Annotated in this window: 19 protein-coding genes; 16 read left to right on the top strand and 3 right to left on the bottom strand. The window is 68.3% G+C overall.

The window, feature by feature from the left end; translation table 11 throughout:
* Positions 1-11 precede the first annotated feature (11 nt).
* From PCA10_RS24915 to PCA10_RS24840, 16 genes are all read left to right on the top strand, one after another.
* Complete coding sequence (locus PCA10_RS24915) at positions 12-695, top strand: SCO family protein (protein WP_016494859.1); 684 nt, start codon at positions 12-14, stop codon at positions 693-695.
* Complete coding sequence (locus PCA10_RS24910; RefSeq protein ID WP_016494858.1) at positions 692-1,324, top strand: SCO family protein; 633 nt, start codon at positions 692-694, stop codon at positions 1,322-1,324. Before PCA10_RS24915 ends, PCA10_RS24910 begins: the two co-directional genes overlap by 4 nt.
* 9 nt (positions 1,325-1,333) lie before the next feature.
* Complete coding sequence (locus PCA10_RS24905; RefSeq protein WP_016494857.1) at positions 1,334-2,893, top strand: cytochrome c/ABC transporter substrate-binding protein; 1,560 nt, start codon at positions 1,334-1,336, stop codon at positions 2,891-2,893.
* A gap of 3 nt (positions 2,894-2,896) precedes the next feature.
* A complete protein-coding gene (locus tag PCA10_RS24900) occupies positions 2,897-3,532 on the top strand; it encodes a SurA N-terminal domain-containing protein (protein ID WP_016494856.1) in 636 nt (211 codons plus the stop codon).
* A gap of 326 nt (positions 3,533-3,858) precedes the next feature.
* Positions 3,859-5,547: a GspE/PulE family protein gene (locus PCA10_RS24895; RefSeq protein ID WP_016494855.1), complete on the top strand. Its 1,689-nt coding sequence runs from the start codon at positions 3,859-3,861 to the stop codon at positions 5,545-5,547.
* Positions 5,528-6,313, top strand: coding sequence for a hypothetical protein (locus PCA10_RS24890; protein WP_016494854.1), 786 nt, complete (start codon positions 5,528-5,530; stop codon positions 6,311-6,313). Before PCA10_RS24895 ends, PCA10_RS24890 begins: the two co-directional genes overlap by 20 nt.
* Position 6,314: 1 nt before the next feature.
* Positions 6,315-6,860 (top strand): hypothetical protein, encoded by a 546-nt coding sequence (locus PCA10_RS24885; protein ID WP_016494853.1) that lies wholly within the window; start codon positions 6,315-6,317, stop codon positions 6,858-6,860.
* Positions 6,847-7,401, top strand: a complete 555-nt coding sequence (locus PCA10_RS24880; protein WP_016494852.1) for a GspMb/PilO family protein — start codon at positions 6,847-6,849, stop codon at positions 7,399-7,401. The genes PCA10_RS24885 and PCA10_RS24880 overlap by 14 nt, the downstream gene beginning before the upstream one ends.
* 2 nt (positions 7,402-7,403) lie before the next feature.
* Entirely contained in the window at positions 7,404-7,901 is a 498-nt protein-coding gene (locus PCA10_RS24875) for a hypothetical protein (protein WP_016494851.1), read from the top strand.
* On the top strand, positions 7,898-9,718 hold the full coding sequence (locus PCA10_RS24870; RefSeq protein ID WP_016494850.1) for a type II secretion system protein GspD: 1,821 nt from the start codon (positions 7,898-7,900) through the stop codon (positions 9,716-9,718). The genes PCA10_RS24875 and PCA10_RS24870 overlap by 4 nt, the downstream gene beginning before the upstream one ends.
* 2 nt (positions 9,719-9,720) lie before the next feature.
* Positions 9,721-10,191, top strand: coding sequence for a type II secretion system protein (locus PCA10_RS24865; protein ID WP_016494849.1), 471 nt, complete (start codon positions 9,721-9,723; stop codon positions 10,189-10,191).
* 2 nt (positions 10,192-10,193) lie between these two features.
* Positions 10,194-10,568: a type II secretion system protein gene (locus PCA10_RS24860; RefSeq protein ID WP_016494848.1), complete on the top strand. Its 375-nt coding sequence runs from the start codon at positions 10,194-10,196 to the stop codon at positions 10,566-10,568.
* Positions 10,555-11,043 (top strand): type II secretion system protein, encoded by a 489-nt coding sequence (locus tag PCA10_RS24855; RefSeq protein WP_016494847.1) that lies wholly within the window; start codon positions 10,555-10,557, stop codon positions 11,041-11,043. Before PCA10_RS24860 ends, PCA10_RS24855 begins: the two co-directional genes overlap by 14 nt.
* Entirely contained in the window at positions 11,040-11,432 is a 393-nt protein-coding gene (gene csgE / locus PCA10_RS24850) for a curli production assembly/transport protein CsgE (RefSeq protein WP_016494846.1), read from the top strand. The genes PCA10_RS24855 and csgE overlap by 4 nt, the downstream gene beginning before the upstream one ends.
* Complete coding sequence (locus tag PCA10_RS24845) at positions 11,429-11,830, top strand: curli assembly protein CsgF (RefSeq protein WP_016494845.1); 402 nt, start codon at positions 11,429-11,431, stop codon at positions 11,828-11,830. The genes csgE and PCA10_RS24845 overlap by 4 nt, the downstream gene beginning before the upstream one ends.
* Positions 11,831-11,857: 27 nt before the next feature.
* On the top strand, positions 11,858-12,706 hold the full coding sequence (locus PCA10_RS24840) for a CsgG/HfaB family protein (protein WP_016494844.1): 849 nt from the start codon (positions 11,858-11,860) through the stop codon (positions 12,704-12,706).
* A 382-nt stretch (positions 12,707-13,088) separates the two neighbouring features.
* On the opposite strand, the gene PCA10_RS24835 is transcribed toward PCA10_RS24840, so the two are convergent.
* From PCA10_RS24835 to PCA10_RS24825, 3 genes are read right to left on the bottom strand one after another with little or no spacing between them, the layout of a single operon-like run.
* A complete protein-coding gene (locus PCA10_RS24835) occupies positions 13,089-13,400 on the bottom strand; it encodes a hypothetical protein (protein ID WP_016494843.1) in 312 nt (103 codons plus the stop codon).
* Positions 13,401-13,448: 48 nt separating this feature from the next.
* The gene (locus PCA10_RS24830; RefSeq protein WP_016494842.1) at positions 13,449-14,825 is read right to left on the bottom strand and encodes a hypothetical protein; all 1,377 of its coding nucleotides are present in this window, start codon (positions 14,823-14,825) and stop codon (positions 13,449-13,451) included.
* A gap of 55 nt (positions 14,826-14,880) precedes the next feature.
* Positions 14,881-15,351, bottom strand: a complete 471-nt coding sequence (locus tag PCA10_RS24825; RefSeq protein ID WP_016494841.1) for a curlin minor subunit — start codon at positions 15,349-15,351, stop codon at positions 14,881-14,883.
* Between the last annotated feature and the right edge of the window lie 7 nt (positions 15,352-15,358).

Here is a 15,358-nt window from a genome sequence, read left to right as displayed (position 1 = left end):
AGCACGAACCCATGAACACAGGCATCGTCACCACGCTGTTCGCCCTGGGTCTGTTCGCCGGCTCCGCGCTGGCCGGCCACACACCGGAGGAACACGCCGCGCACATGGCCGCCATGGCGGCCGATCCCCACGCCGCGCACCAGGGGCACTCCGCTGCGCAGCCGGGCGCCCAGGTGGCGTTCGCCGATGTGCCGCTGCTGGACCAGGACGGCCGCGAGCTGCGTCTTGCGGACGACCTGGTGGGCGAGCGCATCGTCGTCATCGGCTTCGTCTACACCAGCTGCACCACGGTCTGCCCGGTGATCTCGGCGATCATGCAGAAGGTCCAGAGACAACTGGGCGAGCGTGCCGGCCGCGAGGTGCAACTGATCTCCCTGAGCATCGACCCGCAACGGGACACCCCCGAGCGCCTGCACGAGTACGCCGGACGCTTCGGCGCGGGCGAGGGCTGGCGCTGGCTCACCGGCAGCCAGGAAGCGGTGGACGACACCCTCAAGGGCCTCGGCACCTGGACCGCCGACTACCAGCAGCACCCGCCGCTGATCATGGTGGGTGACGGTCGCAGCGGGCAGTGGACCCGCTTCTACGGCTTCACCGACCCCGCCGTGTTGCTGGCGCGGGTCGACGAGCTCGCCGCCGCCCGTGAGCAGCATGGCCACGACCACAACGCCCTTGCCCAGGAGACTCACCCATGAAACGCCTGATCCCGTTCGCCCTGGCCCTGGGCCTGGCCAGCAGTGCCTTCGCCCATGAAGGCCACGAGAACCACGAAGGCGCGCCCGCCGCCAATGCGCCCACCGCCCAGCCACTGGCCGCTGGCGGCACCCGGGATGCCCAGACCTATTTCACCGATACCCTGCTGCGGGACCAGAACGGCAAGGAAGTGCGCTTCTACAGCGACGTGCTCAAGGGCCGGATGGTGATGCTCAACGTGATCTTCACCCACTGCAACGACGCCTGCCCGCTGATCACCCGCAAGCTCAAGGAGGTCCGCGCCGCCATGAGCGAGGAGCTGGCCAGCCAGGTCTATTTCATCTCCCTGTCCAGCGACGCCGAGAACGACACCCCGGAGGTGCTCAAGGCCTTCGCCGAGAAGCACGGGGTGGACTCGCCCAACTGGATCTTCCTCACCGGCGACAAGGCCAACATGGACCTGGTGCTCGCGCGTCTTGGCCAACTGGGGGAAAGCCCCGAAGCGCATTCCACCCTGCTGATCGCCGGCGACGTGCCGAACAAACGCTGGAGCAAGATCCGCCCGGATGCGCCGGTGGACGCCATCGCCCAGCGCCTGCAGCTGATGACCATGCCCGTGGCCGGGCGCTGAGGCCGCGCCATGTGGCTGCGCCTGCTGCTGTTGGTGCTGCTGGCTCAGGTGGGGCTGGCGGGCGCCCTTGAGCTCAGCCCCGAGGAAGCCGCCGGCCGGCGTATCTACCTGGAAGGCGTGGGCTCGGCCAACGGCGAGATCAGCGCGCGGGTCGGTGCCGCCGACACCCTGGTGCCGGCGGCGGTGATGCCCTGCGGCAATTGCCATGGCGCCGATGGGCGGGGGCGCCCGGAAGGCGGGGTGCGTCCGCCGGACATCACCTGGCGTCGCCTTTCCCTGCCCTATGGCCAGTTGCAGGCCAACGGCCGCAGCCACGGCCCTTATGACGAAGGCGCCCTGGCCCGGGCGGTGAGCGAAGGCCGCGACCCCGCCGGCAATCGCCTCGACCCGGCCATGCCGCGCTTCGTCATGTCCCTGCGCGACATGGCCAACCTGACCGCCTACCTCAAGCGCCTGGAGGACGACCGCGACCCCGGCGTCGAGGACGCCGAGCTGCGCCTGGGTACCCTGTTGCCGACCCAGGGGCCCCTGGCCGAGCTGGGCCACACCGTGGAGGCGGTGCTGCGTGGCGCACTGGCCCAGGTCAACCAGGCCGGCGGCATCCATGGCCGGCAACTGACCCTGGTGGTGCGCGACCCCGGCATGGACCGGCGAAGCACCGCGCGGGCGCTGGGCCAGTTGCTCGGCGAGGACCGGGTCTTCGCCCTGCTGGCGCCCATGCTGCCGACGCTGGACGACGAGCTTTCCGAACGCATCGTGCAGGCCGGCGTGCCCTTGCTGGGGCCACTTGGGTTGTACGGCGCGACCGCCGCGAACCGTCTGGTCTTCAACCCCCTGCCGGGCCTGCGCGAGCAGCTGTTCGCCCTGGCCGGCTACGCCAGTAGCGACCTCGGCCTGGAGCAGCCCGAAGCCCTGGTGGCCTACCCGGACGAGGCGCGCCAGCACGAGCTGGCCGAAGACCTGGCCCTGCGCCTGATGGACCAGGGCTGGTCGCGGGTGCGCTTGCTGGGTTACGACACCGAGGCCGACGACCCTGCGGTGGGGCATGCCGCCAAGGGCGCCCAGGGGGTGTTCTTCCTCGGCCAGTCGGAGAATTTCGCCCGGCTCGCCGAACAGCTCCAGGACCAGGGCCTGTCGCCGTACCTGTTCGCCGCCTCGGCCCAGGTGGCCAGTCGCGCCCTGCAGATTCCGCCGCGCTTCTCCGGACGGCTGTTCCTCGCCTATCCCTTCATGCCCGCCGACTGGACCCCGGAAGGCCAGGCGGCGTTGCAGGCGATCCGCCGCAGCCAGGGCCTGGGCAGCCAGCACGGGGTGTTGCAGGTGGGCGCGTACTGCGCCGCCGTGCTGCTCTTCGAAGGCCTCAAGCAGGCGGGGCGCGAGGCCAGCCGCGACAAGCTGGTGGTCGCCCTGGAAGGCCTGCACGGCTTCGACACCGGCCTGACGCCGGCACTGGGCTTCGGCCCAGGGCAGCGGGTCGGCCTGGCGGGCGCGCACATCGTCACCGTGGACCTGGAGGGCGGCAACTTCCGGCCCCTGGGACGCTTCGTCAAAGTGGACAGGAGGTTGTAGCCCATGCAAGGCAATCCATGGCTCGGGCTGGTCATCGGCCTGCTCACCCCCCTGGTGCTGGCCGGGGAAGTCGGTGTCGCCGCGCGGGTCAACGGCACCGATATCAGCAACTTCCGCCTGGAGCGGCACTTCGCCGACTACCTGAAGATCCAGGGCCGCCAGGTGGGCGCCATCCGCAGCCCGGTAGCCTACAAGCGCCTCAAGCGCGAGGCCCTGCAGCAGCTGATCGACAAGGAGCTGCTCTGGCAGGAGGCCGGGCGCCTGGGGGTGAGTGTGACGGACGAGGAGGTCGCCGCCGCCCTTAGCGAAATGCAGGCCGCCTTCGCCGACAGCCAGGGCTTCGCCCGCGCCCTGGACGAAGCCGGCTTCGACGAGGCCAGCTACCGCGACTACCTGCGCCACGAACTGGCGGCTGGCCGCGTGCTCGACGCGCTGGCCGAGGTGACCCCGCCCAGTGAAGAGGACGTGCGCAGCGCCTTTGAGTCCCTCAAGCCCCAGCTCGACCCGGCCATGGACGAAGCGCGCGCCCTGGGCCTGGTGCGCCAGTACCTCAACGGCCAGCGAGTGGCCCAGGGCCGTGAGGCGGCGCTGGAAAAACTGCGGGAGAAGGGGCGGGTGGAAGTGCTGGTTCAGCTCTAGCGCGGATCGAGGGAGATCGTAGGATGGGTTGAGCGCAGCGATACCCATGCTGTCGGGTCCGATGGGTATCGCAAGCTCAACCCATCCTACGGTGGGCTTGTCGCCCACAAAACCCACCTTCCCCCACATCTGGGGGCAGTGCAGGGCCGACATCGGCCATTCCCCCGTTTTTGGGGGAAGCCCCGATGGCGGGGAAATTGGCCCCATTGCAAATCAGCGACTTAGCGTCCCCGGCAGAGGGGAAAGCGGCTGGCACGATGCGTGCGTATGTCCAGGCAAGGGCGGATTCCGGCAAGACCGGATCGCCAGGCCCCGGAGGTACGACCATGGACAGCCAGCGCCACGCGCATCCCGAACCGGAGCGCTTCGACACCGAACTGATGCGCGCCGCGCGCAAACGTTCGGCCGAGCTGGGGCATCGCCTGGTGGATGCCCTGGACGAGCTGGCCGACCTGCCGCCGGAAGCCTTCGCCCGCCGCCTGGGCACCACCCTGCATTACCCGGTGCTGGCCTTCGAGGCCCTGGGCCGAGGCGTCCCTGCCTTCGAGCGGATTTCCCTGGCCCAGGCCCTGAAGCGCGAGTTCGTGCTGCTGCAACTGGACGGGGAAATCCTCGGCGTGTTCGCCGACCCCTTCGACGAGACCCGCCTGGCCTGGATCGAGGAACAGCGCCAGGGCGCGCCGCTCTACCTGGTCCATCCCAGCGAGCTGGCGGCCTTCCTGGAGCGTCACGAAGAGAGCTTCCACGCCGTCGAATCCCTGCAGGCCGAAGCCGGTGCGGTGCAGGAAAACGAGTCCCTGGAAACCCTCTCCCTGGCGCGCATCAGCGAAGACGCCAGCGTGGTGGTCAAGCTGGTCAACTCCACCCTCTACGATGCCCTCAAGCTGCACGCCAGCGATATCCACCTGGGCATGACCGGCAACGGCCTGTCCATCAAGTACCGCATCGATGGCGTGCTCAGCGGCGCCAACCGGGTGCCCGGCGTGGAGCTGGCCGAGCAGGTGATCTCGCGGGTCAAGGTGATGGCCGAACTGGATATCGGCGAGAAGCGCGTACCCCAGGACGGCCGCTTCAAGATCGGCATCAACGGCCGGCAGATCGACTTCCGCGTGTCCATCATGCCGAGCATCTTCGGCGAGGACGCCGTGCTGCGGGTGCTCGACAAGCAGGACCTGGCCGACCAGGTCCACGGCGTGCGCCTCGAGGCCCTGGGCTTCGAGGACAGCGCCTTGCGCAGCCTGCGCCGGCTGGCCAACGAGCCCTACGGCATGGTGCTGGTGACCGGCCCCACCGGCAGCGGCAAGACCACCACGCTCTACGCCATGATCACCGAGATCAACCACGGCGTGGACAAGATCATCACCATCGAAGACCCGGTGGAGTACCAGTTGCCCGGCGTGTTGCAGATCCCGGTCAACGAGAAGAAGGGCCTGACCTTCGCCCGTGGCCTGCGCTCGATCCTGCGCCACGACCCGGACAAGATCATGGTGGGCGAGATCCGCGACCCCGACACCGCGCAGATCGCCGTGCAGTCGGCGCTCACCGGCCACCTGGTGTTCACCACCATCCACGCCAACAACGTGTTCGACGTGATCGGCCGCTTCGCGCAGATGGAAGTGGACCCCTACAGCTTCGTCTCCGCCCTCAACGCGGTGCTCGCCCAGCGCCTGATCCGCCTGGCCTGCCCGAGCTGCGCCGAGGCCGTGCAGCCGTCCGAGGAGGAGCTGCTGGCCTCCGGCATCGACCTGGCCAGCGCCCGCGACTACCGCTTCATCGCCAGCCCCGGTTGCGGCCGCTGCCGGGGCACCGGCTATCGCGGACGTACCGCCATCGCCGAGCTGCTGCGCCTGGACGATGACATCCGCCAGTTGATCATCGAGCGCCAGCCCATCAGCCGCATCAAGGAGCTGGCGGTCAAGCGCGGCCTGCGCCTCTTGCGCACCTCGGCCCTGGACCTGGTCCGCGAAGGCCGCACCACGCTGGAGGAGATCAATCGTGTCACTTTTGTCTCCTGAGTCCTGCATCGCCGTACTGGGTCCGCGCAGCGTGGGCCTGTACCGCTGCCGCGATCGCCAGTGGCTGGCCGGCGCCGAGTTCGATGGCGCTCCGGCCTGGCCAGCCGCGCTGGCGGCGCTGGAGCCGCTGCTGGCAGGGCACAAGGGCGGCCGCGTGCAACTGCGGGTGGTGCTCTCCAGCCATTACACGCGCTTCTGCCTGGTGCCCTGGAGCGACGCCATCAACAGCCCCGAGGAACTGGCCGGCTACGCGCGCCTGTGCTTCGAGGACATCTACGGCGCCCTGGGCGAGAGCTGGAGCCTGCGGCTGTCGGCCGAAGCCGCCGGCCTGCCGCGCCTGGCCGCCGCCATGCCGGAGGAACTGCTGGCCGGCCTGCGCGCCCTGGCCAAGGCCAACGGCCTGCGCCTGGCCTCGGTGCAGCCCTACCTGATGGCCGCCTTCAATCGCTACCGCGCACGGCTGGCGGCGGACGACTTCCTGTTCCTGGTGGCCGAGCCCGGTCGCGGCAGCCTGCTGCTGGCCCGTGGCGGCCGCTGGAGCGCCGTGCGTTCGGTGGCCCTGGATGGGAGCGACGACGCCCTGGAGCACCTGATCGCCCGCGAGGCCGAGCTCCAGGGGCTGGAGCAGGACGTGCCGGCCGCGCTCTACCTGCATGCGCCGGGGCGGGCCGTCGCGCTCGCAGGCGGCGTGGCCCACCTGGATGCCGAGCTGCCCCACGGGCGGCAGGCCGACCCCCTGCACGCCATGGCGATGACGGTGAACTGAGATGCGCCCACTCGAACTCGACTTCCAGCGCAGCCACCTCTCCAGCATTCCCGGCTGGATACTCCTGGGTGGCGGGATGCTGATGGCGGTGCTGATGCTCGGTGCGCACCTGCACACTCGCGCCCAGGTCGAGGCGCGTAGCGCCGAGCTGCAACGGGTCGAGCAGCAGTTGCAGAAACGTGGCCTGCGCCAGGCGCCGCTCTCGGCCGGCGAGGAGAAGAACCGCGCCGCCAGCATGGCGGAGATGCGCCGGGTCACCGCGCAGATGAACCTGCCCTGGGACGGCCTGTTCGCCACCCTCGAAGGCCAGTCGCGCAAGGACGTGGCCCTGCTGTCCCTGACCCCGGATGCCCGCAAGGGCCAGCTGCGCATCACCGCCGAGGCGCGCAACCTGCCGGCCATGCTGGCCTTCCACCGCGAGCTGGAAGCCAGCGACGCCCTCAGCGACGTCTCCCTGCTCAACCACGAGATAGTCGCCGAGCAGGCCGAGCGGCCGATCCGCTTCAACCTGATGGCCACCTGGGGGGTGAAAGATGCACGTCCCTAGGCTGATCCTCGTCGAGCAATTGCAGCGCCTCGGCTGGCCGGGCCTCGGTGGGGCCGCGCTGCTGGCCCTCGCCCTGGGCTATGCCGTCTTCGGCCTGCTGCCGGCGCGCCAGGCCCTGGCCGACATGCAACGCCAGCTGCAGGCGGACCGCGTGCAGCTGGCCAGCGTTGCCGAGCCTGTGGCACCCGGTAAACCCGCCAGCGGCGCCTCGTCGGCCCAGCTGGAGGACTTTCGTCGCAACCTGCCGGCGCAACTGGACGCCACCGGAGCCATCGACCGCATCTACGCCCTGGCCCAGGATGAAGGCATCGCCCTGGCCCGTGGCGAGTACGCCCTGGGCGTCGATCCCAAGACCCGCCTGGCGCGCTACCAGGTACTGCTGCCGGTGCGCGGCAGCTACCCGCAACTGCGCCGCTTCCTCCATGGCCTGCAGGCACAACTGCCGGCCCTGGCCCTGGAAGAGGTGGACCTGCAACGCAAGCAGATCGCCGACTCGGAACTCGAGGGGCGCGTCCGCATGACCCTGTATCTGGCGAGGTGACCATGGCACGCCGTCTGTTCTGGTTGGCATTCCTCGGCGCGGCCGCCACCCTGGCGGTAGTCCCCGAATTCTTCAGCGAGCAGGCCGAACCCCAGGCCATGCCGCGACCCCGGCTGGCGCAGGCGGACACCTTGCCGGTAGCGCCGGCCGCGGTGCAGGCAGCGGCGCCGGCGGCCGCGCCGGTGGTGCCGAGCGCCGACCTGTTCGCTTCCCAGAGCTGGTACGTGGCCCCGCCGCCGCCCCCGGTGCTGGCCGCCGCGCCCCCGCCGCCGCCGCCCAAGCCCACGGCGCCGCCGCTGCCGTTCAAGTTCATCGGCAAGATGGATGATCGCCAGGCGCTGCAGGTGTTCCTGCTGCACGGCGAGCAGGTGCTGGTGGTGCGCGAAGGCGACCTGATCGACAAGACCTACAAGGTCAAGCGCATCGATGCCGAGCGCATGACCCTGGTCTACCTGCCGCTGGACATCGCCCAGATCCTGGTGGTCGGGAGCGCGCCATGAACCGCTTGGCCGTCTGTATCTCCCTGGCGCTGCTGTGTGGCTGCAACACCAGCCTGATCCAGCGCGAAGGGCTGGACCTGATCGATGCCGGCCAGTTCGAGCAGGGCCTGGCCCGGCTGGAGCAGGTCGCTCGCGACAATCCCCGTGACCCCGGCGCGCAGATGGCGCTGACCACCCAGCGCGAGCGGGCGGTGCGGGCCCTGCTGAGCAACGGTGACCTGGCCCGCACCCAGCGCGACTTCGCCACCGCCAGCCTGAACTACCAGCGGGTGCTGCGCATCGAGGCGCACAACCAGCGGGCCCTCGACGGCCTCAACCTGATCGATCAGCAACGCAATATCCAGGACATGCTGCGCCAGGGGCAGACCGACCTGCGCCGCGGCGATGTGCTCGGGGCGTCGCGCCAGGTGCGCGGCATCCGCGCCCTGGACCCGGAACACGAGGGCGCCCGCGAACTGCAGCGCAGCATCGAGATGGTCCAGGCGCGCTCCGCCGTGCCCTACCCGCAGCTGCGTTCGCGCCTGGACCGGCCGGTGACCCTGGAATTCCGCGACGCCAACCTCAAGGTGATCTTCGAGGTGCTGGCGCAGACCTCGGGGCTGAACTTCATCTTCGACAAGGATGTGCGGCCGGATCTCAAGGCCACCATCTTCGTCCGCGACGTGCCCATCGAGGACGCGGTGGAACTGCTGCTGCAACAGAACCAGCTGCATCAGCGGGTGGTGAACGACAACACCATCGTCGTCTACCCCGACTCGCCGCAGAAGCTGAAGGACTACCAGGACCTGGTGATGCGCACCTTCTACCTGACCAACACCGACGCGGCCACCGCGATGAACCTGGTCAAGACCCTGCTCAAGACCCGCGACGTGTTCATCGACGAGCGCCTCAACACCCTGACCATGCGCGATACGCCCGACGCCGTGCGCATGGCCGAGCGGCTGTTCCTGGCCCAGGACCAGTCCAACCCGGAAGTGGTGCTGGAAGTGGAAGTGATGGAAGTGTCGCGCAAGCGCATCCTCGATCTCGGCCTGCAGTGGCCCAACACCTTCGGCGTGCTCAACGATGCCGGCCAGCCGGTGAACATCCTCGACCAGCTCAAGGGCATCAGCTCCGATCGCATCAGCATCTCGCCCTCGCCGCAGCTGAAGATCAACGCCCAGGACAACGACGTGAACACCCTGGCCAGCCCGGTGATCCGCGTCAGCAACCGCGAGCAGGCCCGCGTCCACATCGGCCAGCGGGTGCCCATCGTCAGCGCTACCTCGGTGCCGTCCACCCAGGGGCCGGTGATCACCGAGAGCATCACCTACCTCGATGTGGGCCTGAAGCTGGAAGTGCAGCCCACGGTGCACCTGAACAACGAGGTGGCGATCAAGGTGGCCCTGGAGGTGAGCAACGCAACCCCGCTGACCCCGACCCAGAACGGCACCATCCCGGTCCAGGTGGATACCCGCAACGCCCAGACCACCCTGCGCCTGCGCGATGGCGAAACCCAGGTGCTGGCCGGCCTGGTGCGCAACGACCAGGCCAACAGCGGCAACAAGATTCCCGGCCTCGGCGACATCCCCGGCATCGGCCGGCTGTTCGGCAGCAACAACGACCAGGTCGCCAAGTCCGAGCTGGTGCTGTCCATCACCCCGCGCATCGTGCGCAACCTGCCCTACCAGAGCCCCTACGACATGGAGTTCCCCTCCGGCACCGAGAGCAGCATGCGCGTGCCCTCGGTGCGTGGCCCGGTGGAGGCCCTGGGGGTGGAGCTGCCGGACGCGCCGGCGGTGGTGGTCAGCCCCGCGCCCATCACCGGGAGGCCTTGAGCATGAAACGCCAGGCGGCCTTCTCGCTGATCGAACTGGTGATCGCCATGGCCATCCTCGGCCTGCTCGCCAGCATGGCCGCGCCGCTGGCCGAGACGGTGATCCGCCGTGGCAAGGAGCGCGACCTCAAGGTCGCCCTGCATGAGATCCGCGACGCCATCGACGCCTACAAGCTGGCGGCCGACGCCGGGCACATCGAGAAGTCCGCCAGCAGTTCCGGCTACCCGCCGTCGCTGGCGGTGCTGGTGGAAGGGGTACGCGACCTGCGCAACATCAAGGGCGAGCGCATCTACTTCCTCCGTCGGATTCCCCGCGACCCCCTGGGCGACGCCCGCCTGGAGCCCGAGGAGAGCTGGGGCCTGCGTGCCTATTCCAGCCCGGCCAACGATCCGCGCCCCGGCATGGACGTGTTCGACGTGTATTCCCTGGCCCGTGGCGACGGCCTCGACGGCACGCCTTACAGGGAGTGGTGAGGATGAAAGGGCACAAGGGCTTCACCCTCATCGAGCTGCTGGTGGTCATGGCCATCATCGCCACCCTGATGACCATCGCCGTGCCGCGCTACTTCTCCAGCCTGGAGAACTCCAAGGAGACCACCCTGCGCCAGAGCCTGGCGGTGATGCGCGAAGCCCTCGACCAGTTCTACGGCGATACCGGGCGCTACCCCGATTCGCTGGATGAGCTGGTGGCCCAGCGCTACCTGCGCGCCATGCCGCTCGACCCCATCGCCGAGCGCAACGACGGCTGGCTGGTGCTGCCGCCGCCTGAAGGCGCGCCGGGCACTGTCTACGATGTAAAGAGCGGCGCCCCCGGGCGTGCGCGGGACGGGAGCCTCTATGCGGACTGGTGAGCGCGGCTTCACCTACCTCGGGGTCCTGTTCCTCATCATGCTGATGGGGATGTCCCTGGCCGGCGCCGGCCAGCTCTGGTCCGTGGCCAGCCAGCGGGCCCGCGAGAACGACCTGCTCTGGGTGGGCGGCCAGTACGCCCAGGCGCTGCGCAGCTACTACCGGGCATCCCCGGGGGTGGCCCAGTACCCGACGAGCCTGGAGGACCTGCTGGAAGACAACCGCTTCCCCCAGGCCCAGCACCACCTGCGCAGGCTCTATCCCGACCCCGTCACCGGCAGTCTCGACTGGGGCCTGATCCGCTCCTTCGACGGGCGCATCGCCGGGGTCTACAGCCTGTCCCGGCAAACCCCGTTGAAGCAGGCCCGATTCCCCGCGCAATGGGTGGAGTTCGAGGGCATGACCAGTTACGCCGACTGGCGCTTCGTCGCCGAGAAAGCCTTCATGGAAGACGCACCCGCAGGGGCCGCGCCATGAGCCGCGCACTGCTGGCGGTGGTCGCGCTCTGCTGCGCGCTGGGAAGCCATGCGCGCGCCGGCGAGGATGAAATCATGGGGTTCATCGTCGACTCCACCATTTCCCACATCGGCCGCGAGTTCTATCGCTCCTTCAGCGATCGCCTGCGCGACACCAGCAAGCTGGATTTCAACCTGGTGGTGCGTGAGCGCCCCGATGCCCGCTGGGGCAGCCTGGTCTGGGTGGAGTACGAGCGGAACGTGGTCTACCGCCAGTTCCTCCGACCGAACACCTCGCAACTGCAAGACGAAGCCCGCGCCGCGGCGGACCTGGTGCTGGAGGCCATCGCCCAGCAGAAGCTGCAGCGCCTCCTGCAAGACACCCACGATCTGGAGAGGGATGAGATATGAACAAGAATCGACTTTTCCTGGGCCTGCTTCTCGTCGGGCTGGCCGGGGCCTCGCCGGCCACCGAACTGGTCTACACCCCGGTCAACCCCGCGTTCGGCGGCAACCCGCTGAACGGCACCTGGCTGCTGAACAACGCCCAGGCGCAGAACGATCACGACGACCCGGACGCGCGCACCTCGGCGACCCGGCAGAGCGCCCTGGAGCGGTTCACCAGCACGCTGGAATCGCGCCTGCTGTCGCAGATGCTGACCAATATCGAGGAGGGCAACACCGGCAGCCTCACCACCGATGCCTTCATCATCAACATGATCGATGACGGCGGTGAGCTGACCATCGTCATCACCGACCGGGCGACGGGCGAGGTCTCGGAAGTCGTCGTCAACGGGCTGCTCCCCTGACCCAGGCCCCGACAGGAAGCCACCACCATGAACAGAGTGCTGATGCTGGTCCTGCTGCTCGCTACCCTGCCAGGCTGCGTATCGCGCAACCCGATGCCGGCCGAAACCGAGGGCCAGATCCCGACGCTGACCCCGCGTGCCTCGACCTATTACGACCTGCTCAACCTGCCCCGTCCCAAGGGGCGGCTGGTGGCGGCGGTGTACGGCTTCCGCGACCAGACCGGGCAGTACAAGCCGACGCCCGCCAGCTCCTTCTCCACCAGCGTCACCCAGGGGGCCGGCAGCATGCTGGTGGATGCCCTGCAGGCCAGCGGCTGGTTCATGGTGCTGGAGCGCGAGGGCCTGCAGAACGTGCTGACCGAGCGCAAGATCATCCGCGCCTCGCAGAACAAGCCCAACACCCCGGCGAACATCCAGACCCAGCTGCCGCCGTTGCAGGCCGCCAACCTGCTGCTGGAGGGCGGCATCATCGCCTATGACACCAACGTCCGCAGCGGCGGCGAGGGCGCCCGCTACCTCGGGATAGGCGCCTCCCGCGAGTACCGGGTGGACCAGGTGTCGGTGAACCTGCGGGCCGTTGATGTGCGCAGCGGCATGGTGCTGGCCAACGTGATGACCAGCAAGACCATCTACTCGGTGGGACAGAGCGCCAGTGTGTTCAAGTTCATCGAGTTCAAGGAACTGCTGGAGGCCGAGGCCGGCTACACCACCAACGAGCCCGCGCAGCTGTGCGTGCTCTCGGCCATCGAGTCGGCCGTGGCCCACCTCATCGCCCAGGGCGTCGAACGCCGCCTGTGGCAGGCCGCCGGCAACCAGTCGGTGGAACAGACCTCGCTGAAGAAATACCTGGGCGGCGCCCAGGCCTCCATCGAGTAGGGCAGGGCGCAAAACCCACCGACACGGGGCGGTGGGTTTCGCTTCATGTTTCGCCCGCTCGATCCATCCACGGGCCGTACGTCTCTCCAAACTCCGACGATGGGTTTCGCTTCGCTCTACCCATCCTACAAAGGCGCACCGTGCTAGCCCGTAGGATGGGTCGGGCGGCGTTCCGCGAGCCTGCAATACCCATCAGACGTAGCCGAACAGCGTCTCGCAAAGTGGGTAGCCCGGATTTCATCCGGGCTACGGTCTCTTGTAGGTTGGTGCAGAGCGCAGCGAAGCCCAACAAAACAATGGTGATCCGGAATCGTTGGGCTTCGCGTAGCTCTGCCCAACCTACGGGCTGTAGGAGCGAATTCATTCGCGATTGAAATCGCTCCTACAACGGCCGAGGCTGGAGCGAGGTTTCCGTGTGCACTTCTTCCTGCTCCACACCGTCCACCCACCATCTGAGCCGCGCCTTCACCTGGCTTTCGGGTGCCAGGTCCAGGCGGTTGTGCACGGGGCAGGGGCGGTCGGCGATGCCGCGTTGGCGTGAGCGTGTCTGGCCGGCGGGGCCTTGGGCGGTGACCAGGAGTTCGTAGCGGATGGCGGGGCTGGCGGGCTCGAAGCACAGGCGCAGGTCGGCCTGGCCGGGGCCCAGGGGTTGCAACTGGAGGCTGGCGCTGGCCAGCAGGGCGGCGAGGACCATGGGGGAAAAAGAGGCCGCCACCCACGAGGGGGTGACGGCCGAGGGGGATTACTGCTGGACCACGGTGGCGGAGTTGCCGGTGCCGTTCTGGTCGATGGTGGAGACGCCGTTCAGGCCGCTCTGGTTGACCGAAGCCTGGTTGCCCCAGCCCACCTGGCTGACGATGGAGAAGTTGTTCACGTCGGCCTGGGTGATGCTGGCGAGGTTGTCGCCGCCGGCGCTCTGGAAGGTCTGGCTGATGTTCTCGCTGCCGGACTGGTCGACTTCGACGATGTTGCCGATGCCTTCGCTGGTGCCCTCGGCGAGGTTGCCGCCGTCACGCTGGCTGACGGTCAGGCTGTTGTCGTCGCCGGTCTGGTCGAAGTACAGCTCGTTGAAGTTGCCTTCCTGGGTGAAGTTGGCGGTGTTGCCGTCGCCGGTCTGGTTCAGCAGCACGACCTGGTCGCTGCCGAACTGGCCGCCTTCCTGGGCGCCTTGCCAGTTGCTGGCGAAGACATTGTTGTCGTTGCCGTTCTGGTTGACGGTCAGGTCGAGCCGGTCGCCTTCCTGGTAGGTCAGGCTGAGGTTGCTGTCGCCGGTCTGGGTGACGGTGGCGACCGAGTCGTTGGACTCGTACTGGTCGGCCCAGGCGGCGTTGGCGTTGCCATCCTGGGTCATGGTGGCGAGGTTGCCCGAGCCGTAGCTCTGGTCCACCACCAGCTCGTTGAGCGTTCCGTCCTGGTCGACCACGGCCTGGCTGTTCTCCTGCTCGGTCTGCCAGACTTCGATGTAACCGCTTTCACCGGTCTGGAACACGTCCACCTGGTTGCCCTGGCCCAGGGTCTGGTCGACGTTGGCGATGTTGCCCGTGCCCGATTGCTGGATGCCGATGGTGCTGCCGATCTGGTCCACCTGCCAGGTGCTGGTCTCGTTGTCGGTGCCGCTCTGGTTGATGGTGGTGGTGTTGCCTTCGCCGAACACCTGTTCGGCATTGGCGACGTTGGCCTGGTCGCCCTGGTTGATATCGATGGTGCTGGAGATCTGGCTGTCCTGGTAGCTGAAGGCCTGTTGGTCACTGCCGGTCTGGGTCACGTTGGCGGCGCTGTTCTCGCTGAACCACTGTTCGCTGTGGGCGCCGTTCCATTCGCCGGTCTGGTTGTGGTCGACGCTGCTTTCGGTCACCCCGGACTGCACGCCGGTGGAGGCGTTGTAGTCGCCGTCCTGGGTCTGCAGCACGGTGCCGGTGCCGGCGGACTGGTCGGCGAAGGCGTTGTTGCCTTCACCGACCTGGTCCTGGGTGGCGGTGCTGTCGGTCGCCGCGCTCTGCAGCACTTCGGCGACGTTTTCCAGGCCGCTCTGGGTCTGGGTGGAGAGGCTGTCGTCGGCAAGGGCCTGGATGCTGACCAGGGCCAGGATTGCGGCGGCAAGCGGTTTGTACTTGAACATGGTGGTGCCTCCTGGGAATGTCTTGCTGCGAATCGTTCAGGTCTTGGGTCGGCCGTCAGTGCTGGATCACCTGCACGCTCAGGCCGTTACCGTGCTGCGTGATGCTGCTGTCCAGTCCGCTGCCGGACTGGACGATGGATGCGCTGTTGTAGGCGCCCACCTGGGCGATCTCCGCCTGGTTGTAGGAGCCGCTCTGGGATATGTAGGCCTGGTTGCCCACGCCTTGCTGGGAGATGGAGGCCAGGTTGTCCGCACCTTCCTGGAGGATGTAGGCCTCCTGGTCGCTGCCGTTCTGGACGATCTGCCCCAGCAGTGACTGGCCGTTCTGCATCAGTAGCGCGACGTTCGCGTCCCCCAGTTGGCGCACCAGGGCCTGACGGTCCAGTGGCGCGCCTTGTGGGTTGGCGAGGTCGGCGTTGCCGGCGGCCAGGTCGTAGTTGTCCATCAGGTCCGCCGCCTGCGGCGCACCACTGCCGAGCCCGAGGGCCAGCAGGGTGACGATGCGCAGCAGGCAGGCGGTGTTCATGGCCGCG

This window comes from Pseudomonas resinovorans NBRC 106553 (assembly GCF_000412695.1).
Taxonomy (GTDB): Bacteria; Pseudomonadota; Gammaproteobacteria; order Pseudomonadales; family Pseudomonadaceae; genus Metapseudomonas; species Metapseudomonas resinovorans_A.
This window is presented reverse-complemented; position numbering and strand designations above follow the sequence as displayed.

Bases quoted from the DNA above. Each gene is read 5' to 3' on its own strand.
- PCA10_RS24860 (WP_016494848.1), top strand. From the start codon at position 10,194: ATGAAAGGGCACAAGGGCTTCACCCTCATCGAGCTGCTGGTGGTCATG.
- PCA10_RS24885 (WP_016494853.1), top strand. From the start codon at position 6,315: ATGCGCCCACTCGAACTCGACTTCCAGCGCAGCCACCTCTCCAGCATT.
- PCA10_RS24915 (WP_016494859.1), top strand. From the start codon at position 12: ATGAACACAGGCATCGTCACCACGCTGTTCGCCCTGGGTCTGTTCGCC.
- PCA10_RS24910 (WP_016494858.1), top strand. From the start codon at position 692: ATGAAACGCCTGATCCCGTTCGCCCTGGCCCTGGGCCTGGCCAGCAGT.
- PCA10_RS24870 (WP_016494850.1), top strand. From the start codon at position 7,898: ATGAACCGCTTGGCCGTCTGTATCTCCCTGGCGCTGCTGTGTGGCTGC.
- PCA10_RS24845 (WP_016494845.1), top strand. From the start codon at position 11,429: ATGAACAAGAATCGACTTTTCCTGGGCCTGCTTCTCGTCGGGCTGGCC.
- PCA10_RS24825 (WP_016494841.1), bottom strand. From the start codon at position 15,351: ATGAACACCGCCTGCCTGCTGCGCATCGTCACCCTGCTGGCCCTCGGG.
- PCA10_RS24905 (WP_016494857.1), top strand. From the start codon at position 1,334: ATGTGGCTGCGCCTGCTGCTGTTGGTGCTGCTGGCTCAGGTGGGGCTG.
- PCA10_RS24895 (WP_016494855.1), top strand. From the start codon at position 3,859: ATGGACAGCCAGCGCCACGCGCATCCCGAACCGGAGCGCTTCGACACC.
- PCA10_RS24835 (WP_016494843.1), bottom strand. From the start codon at position 13,400: ATGGTCCTCGCCGCCCTGCTGGCCAGCGCCAGCCTCCAGTTGCAACCC.
- PCA10_RS24900 (WP_016494856.1), top strand. From the start codon at position 2,897: ATGCAAGGCAATCCATGGCTCGGGCTGGTCATCGGCCTGCTCACCCCC.
- PCA10_RS24875 (WP_016494851.1), top strand. From the start codon at position 7,404: ATGGCACGCCGTCTGTTCTGGTTGGCATTCCTCGGCGCGGCCGCCACC.
- PCA10_RS24865 (WP_016494849.1), top strand. From the start codon at position 9,721: ATGAAACGCCAGGCGGCCTTCTCGCTGATCGAACTGGTGATCGCCATG.
- PCA10_RS24840 (WP_016494844.1), top strand. From the start codon at position 11,858: ATGAACAGAGTGCTGATGCTGGTCCTGCTGCTCGCTACCCTGCCAGGC.
- PCA10_RS24855 (WP_016494847.1), top strand. From the start codon at position 10,555: ATGCGGACTGGTGAGCGCGGCTTCACCTACCTCGGGGTCCTGTTCCTC.
- PCA10_RS24880 (WP_016494852.1), top strand. From the start codon at position 6,847: ATGCACGTCCCTAGGCTGATCCTCGTCGAGCAATTGCAGCGCCTCGGC.
- PCA10_RS24830 (WP_016494842.1), bottom strand. From the start codon at position 14,825: ATGTTCAAGTACAAACCGCTTGCCGCCGCAATCCTGGCCCTGGTCAGC.
- csgE (WP_016494846.1), top strand. From the start codon at position 11,040: ATGAGCCGCGCACTGCTGGCGGTGGTCGCGCTCTGCTGCGCGCTGGGA.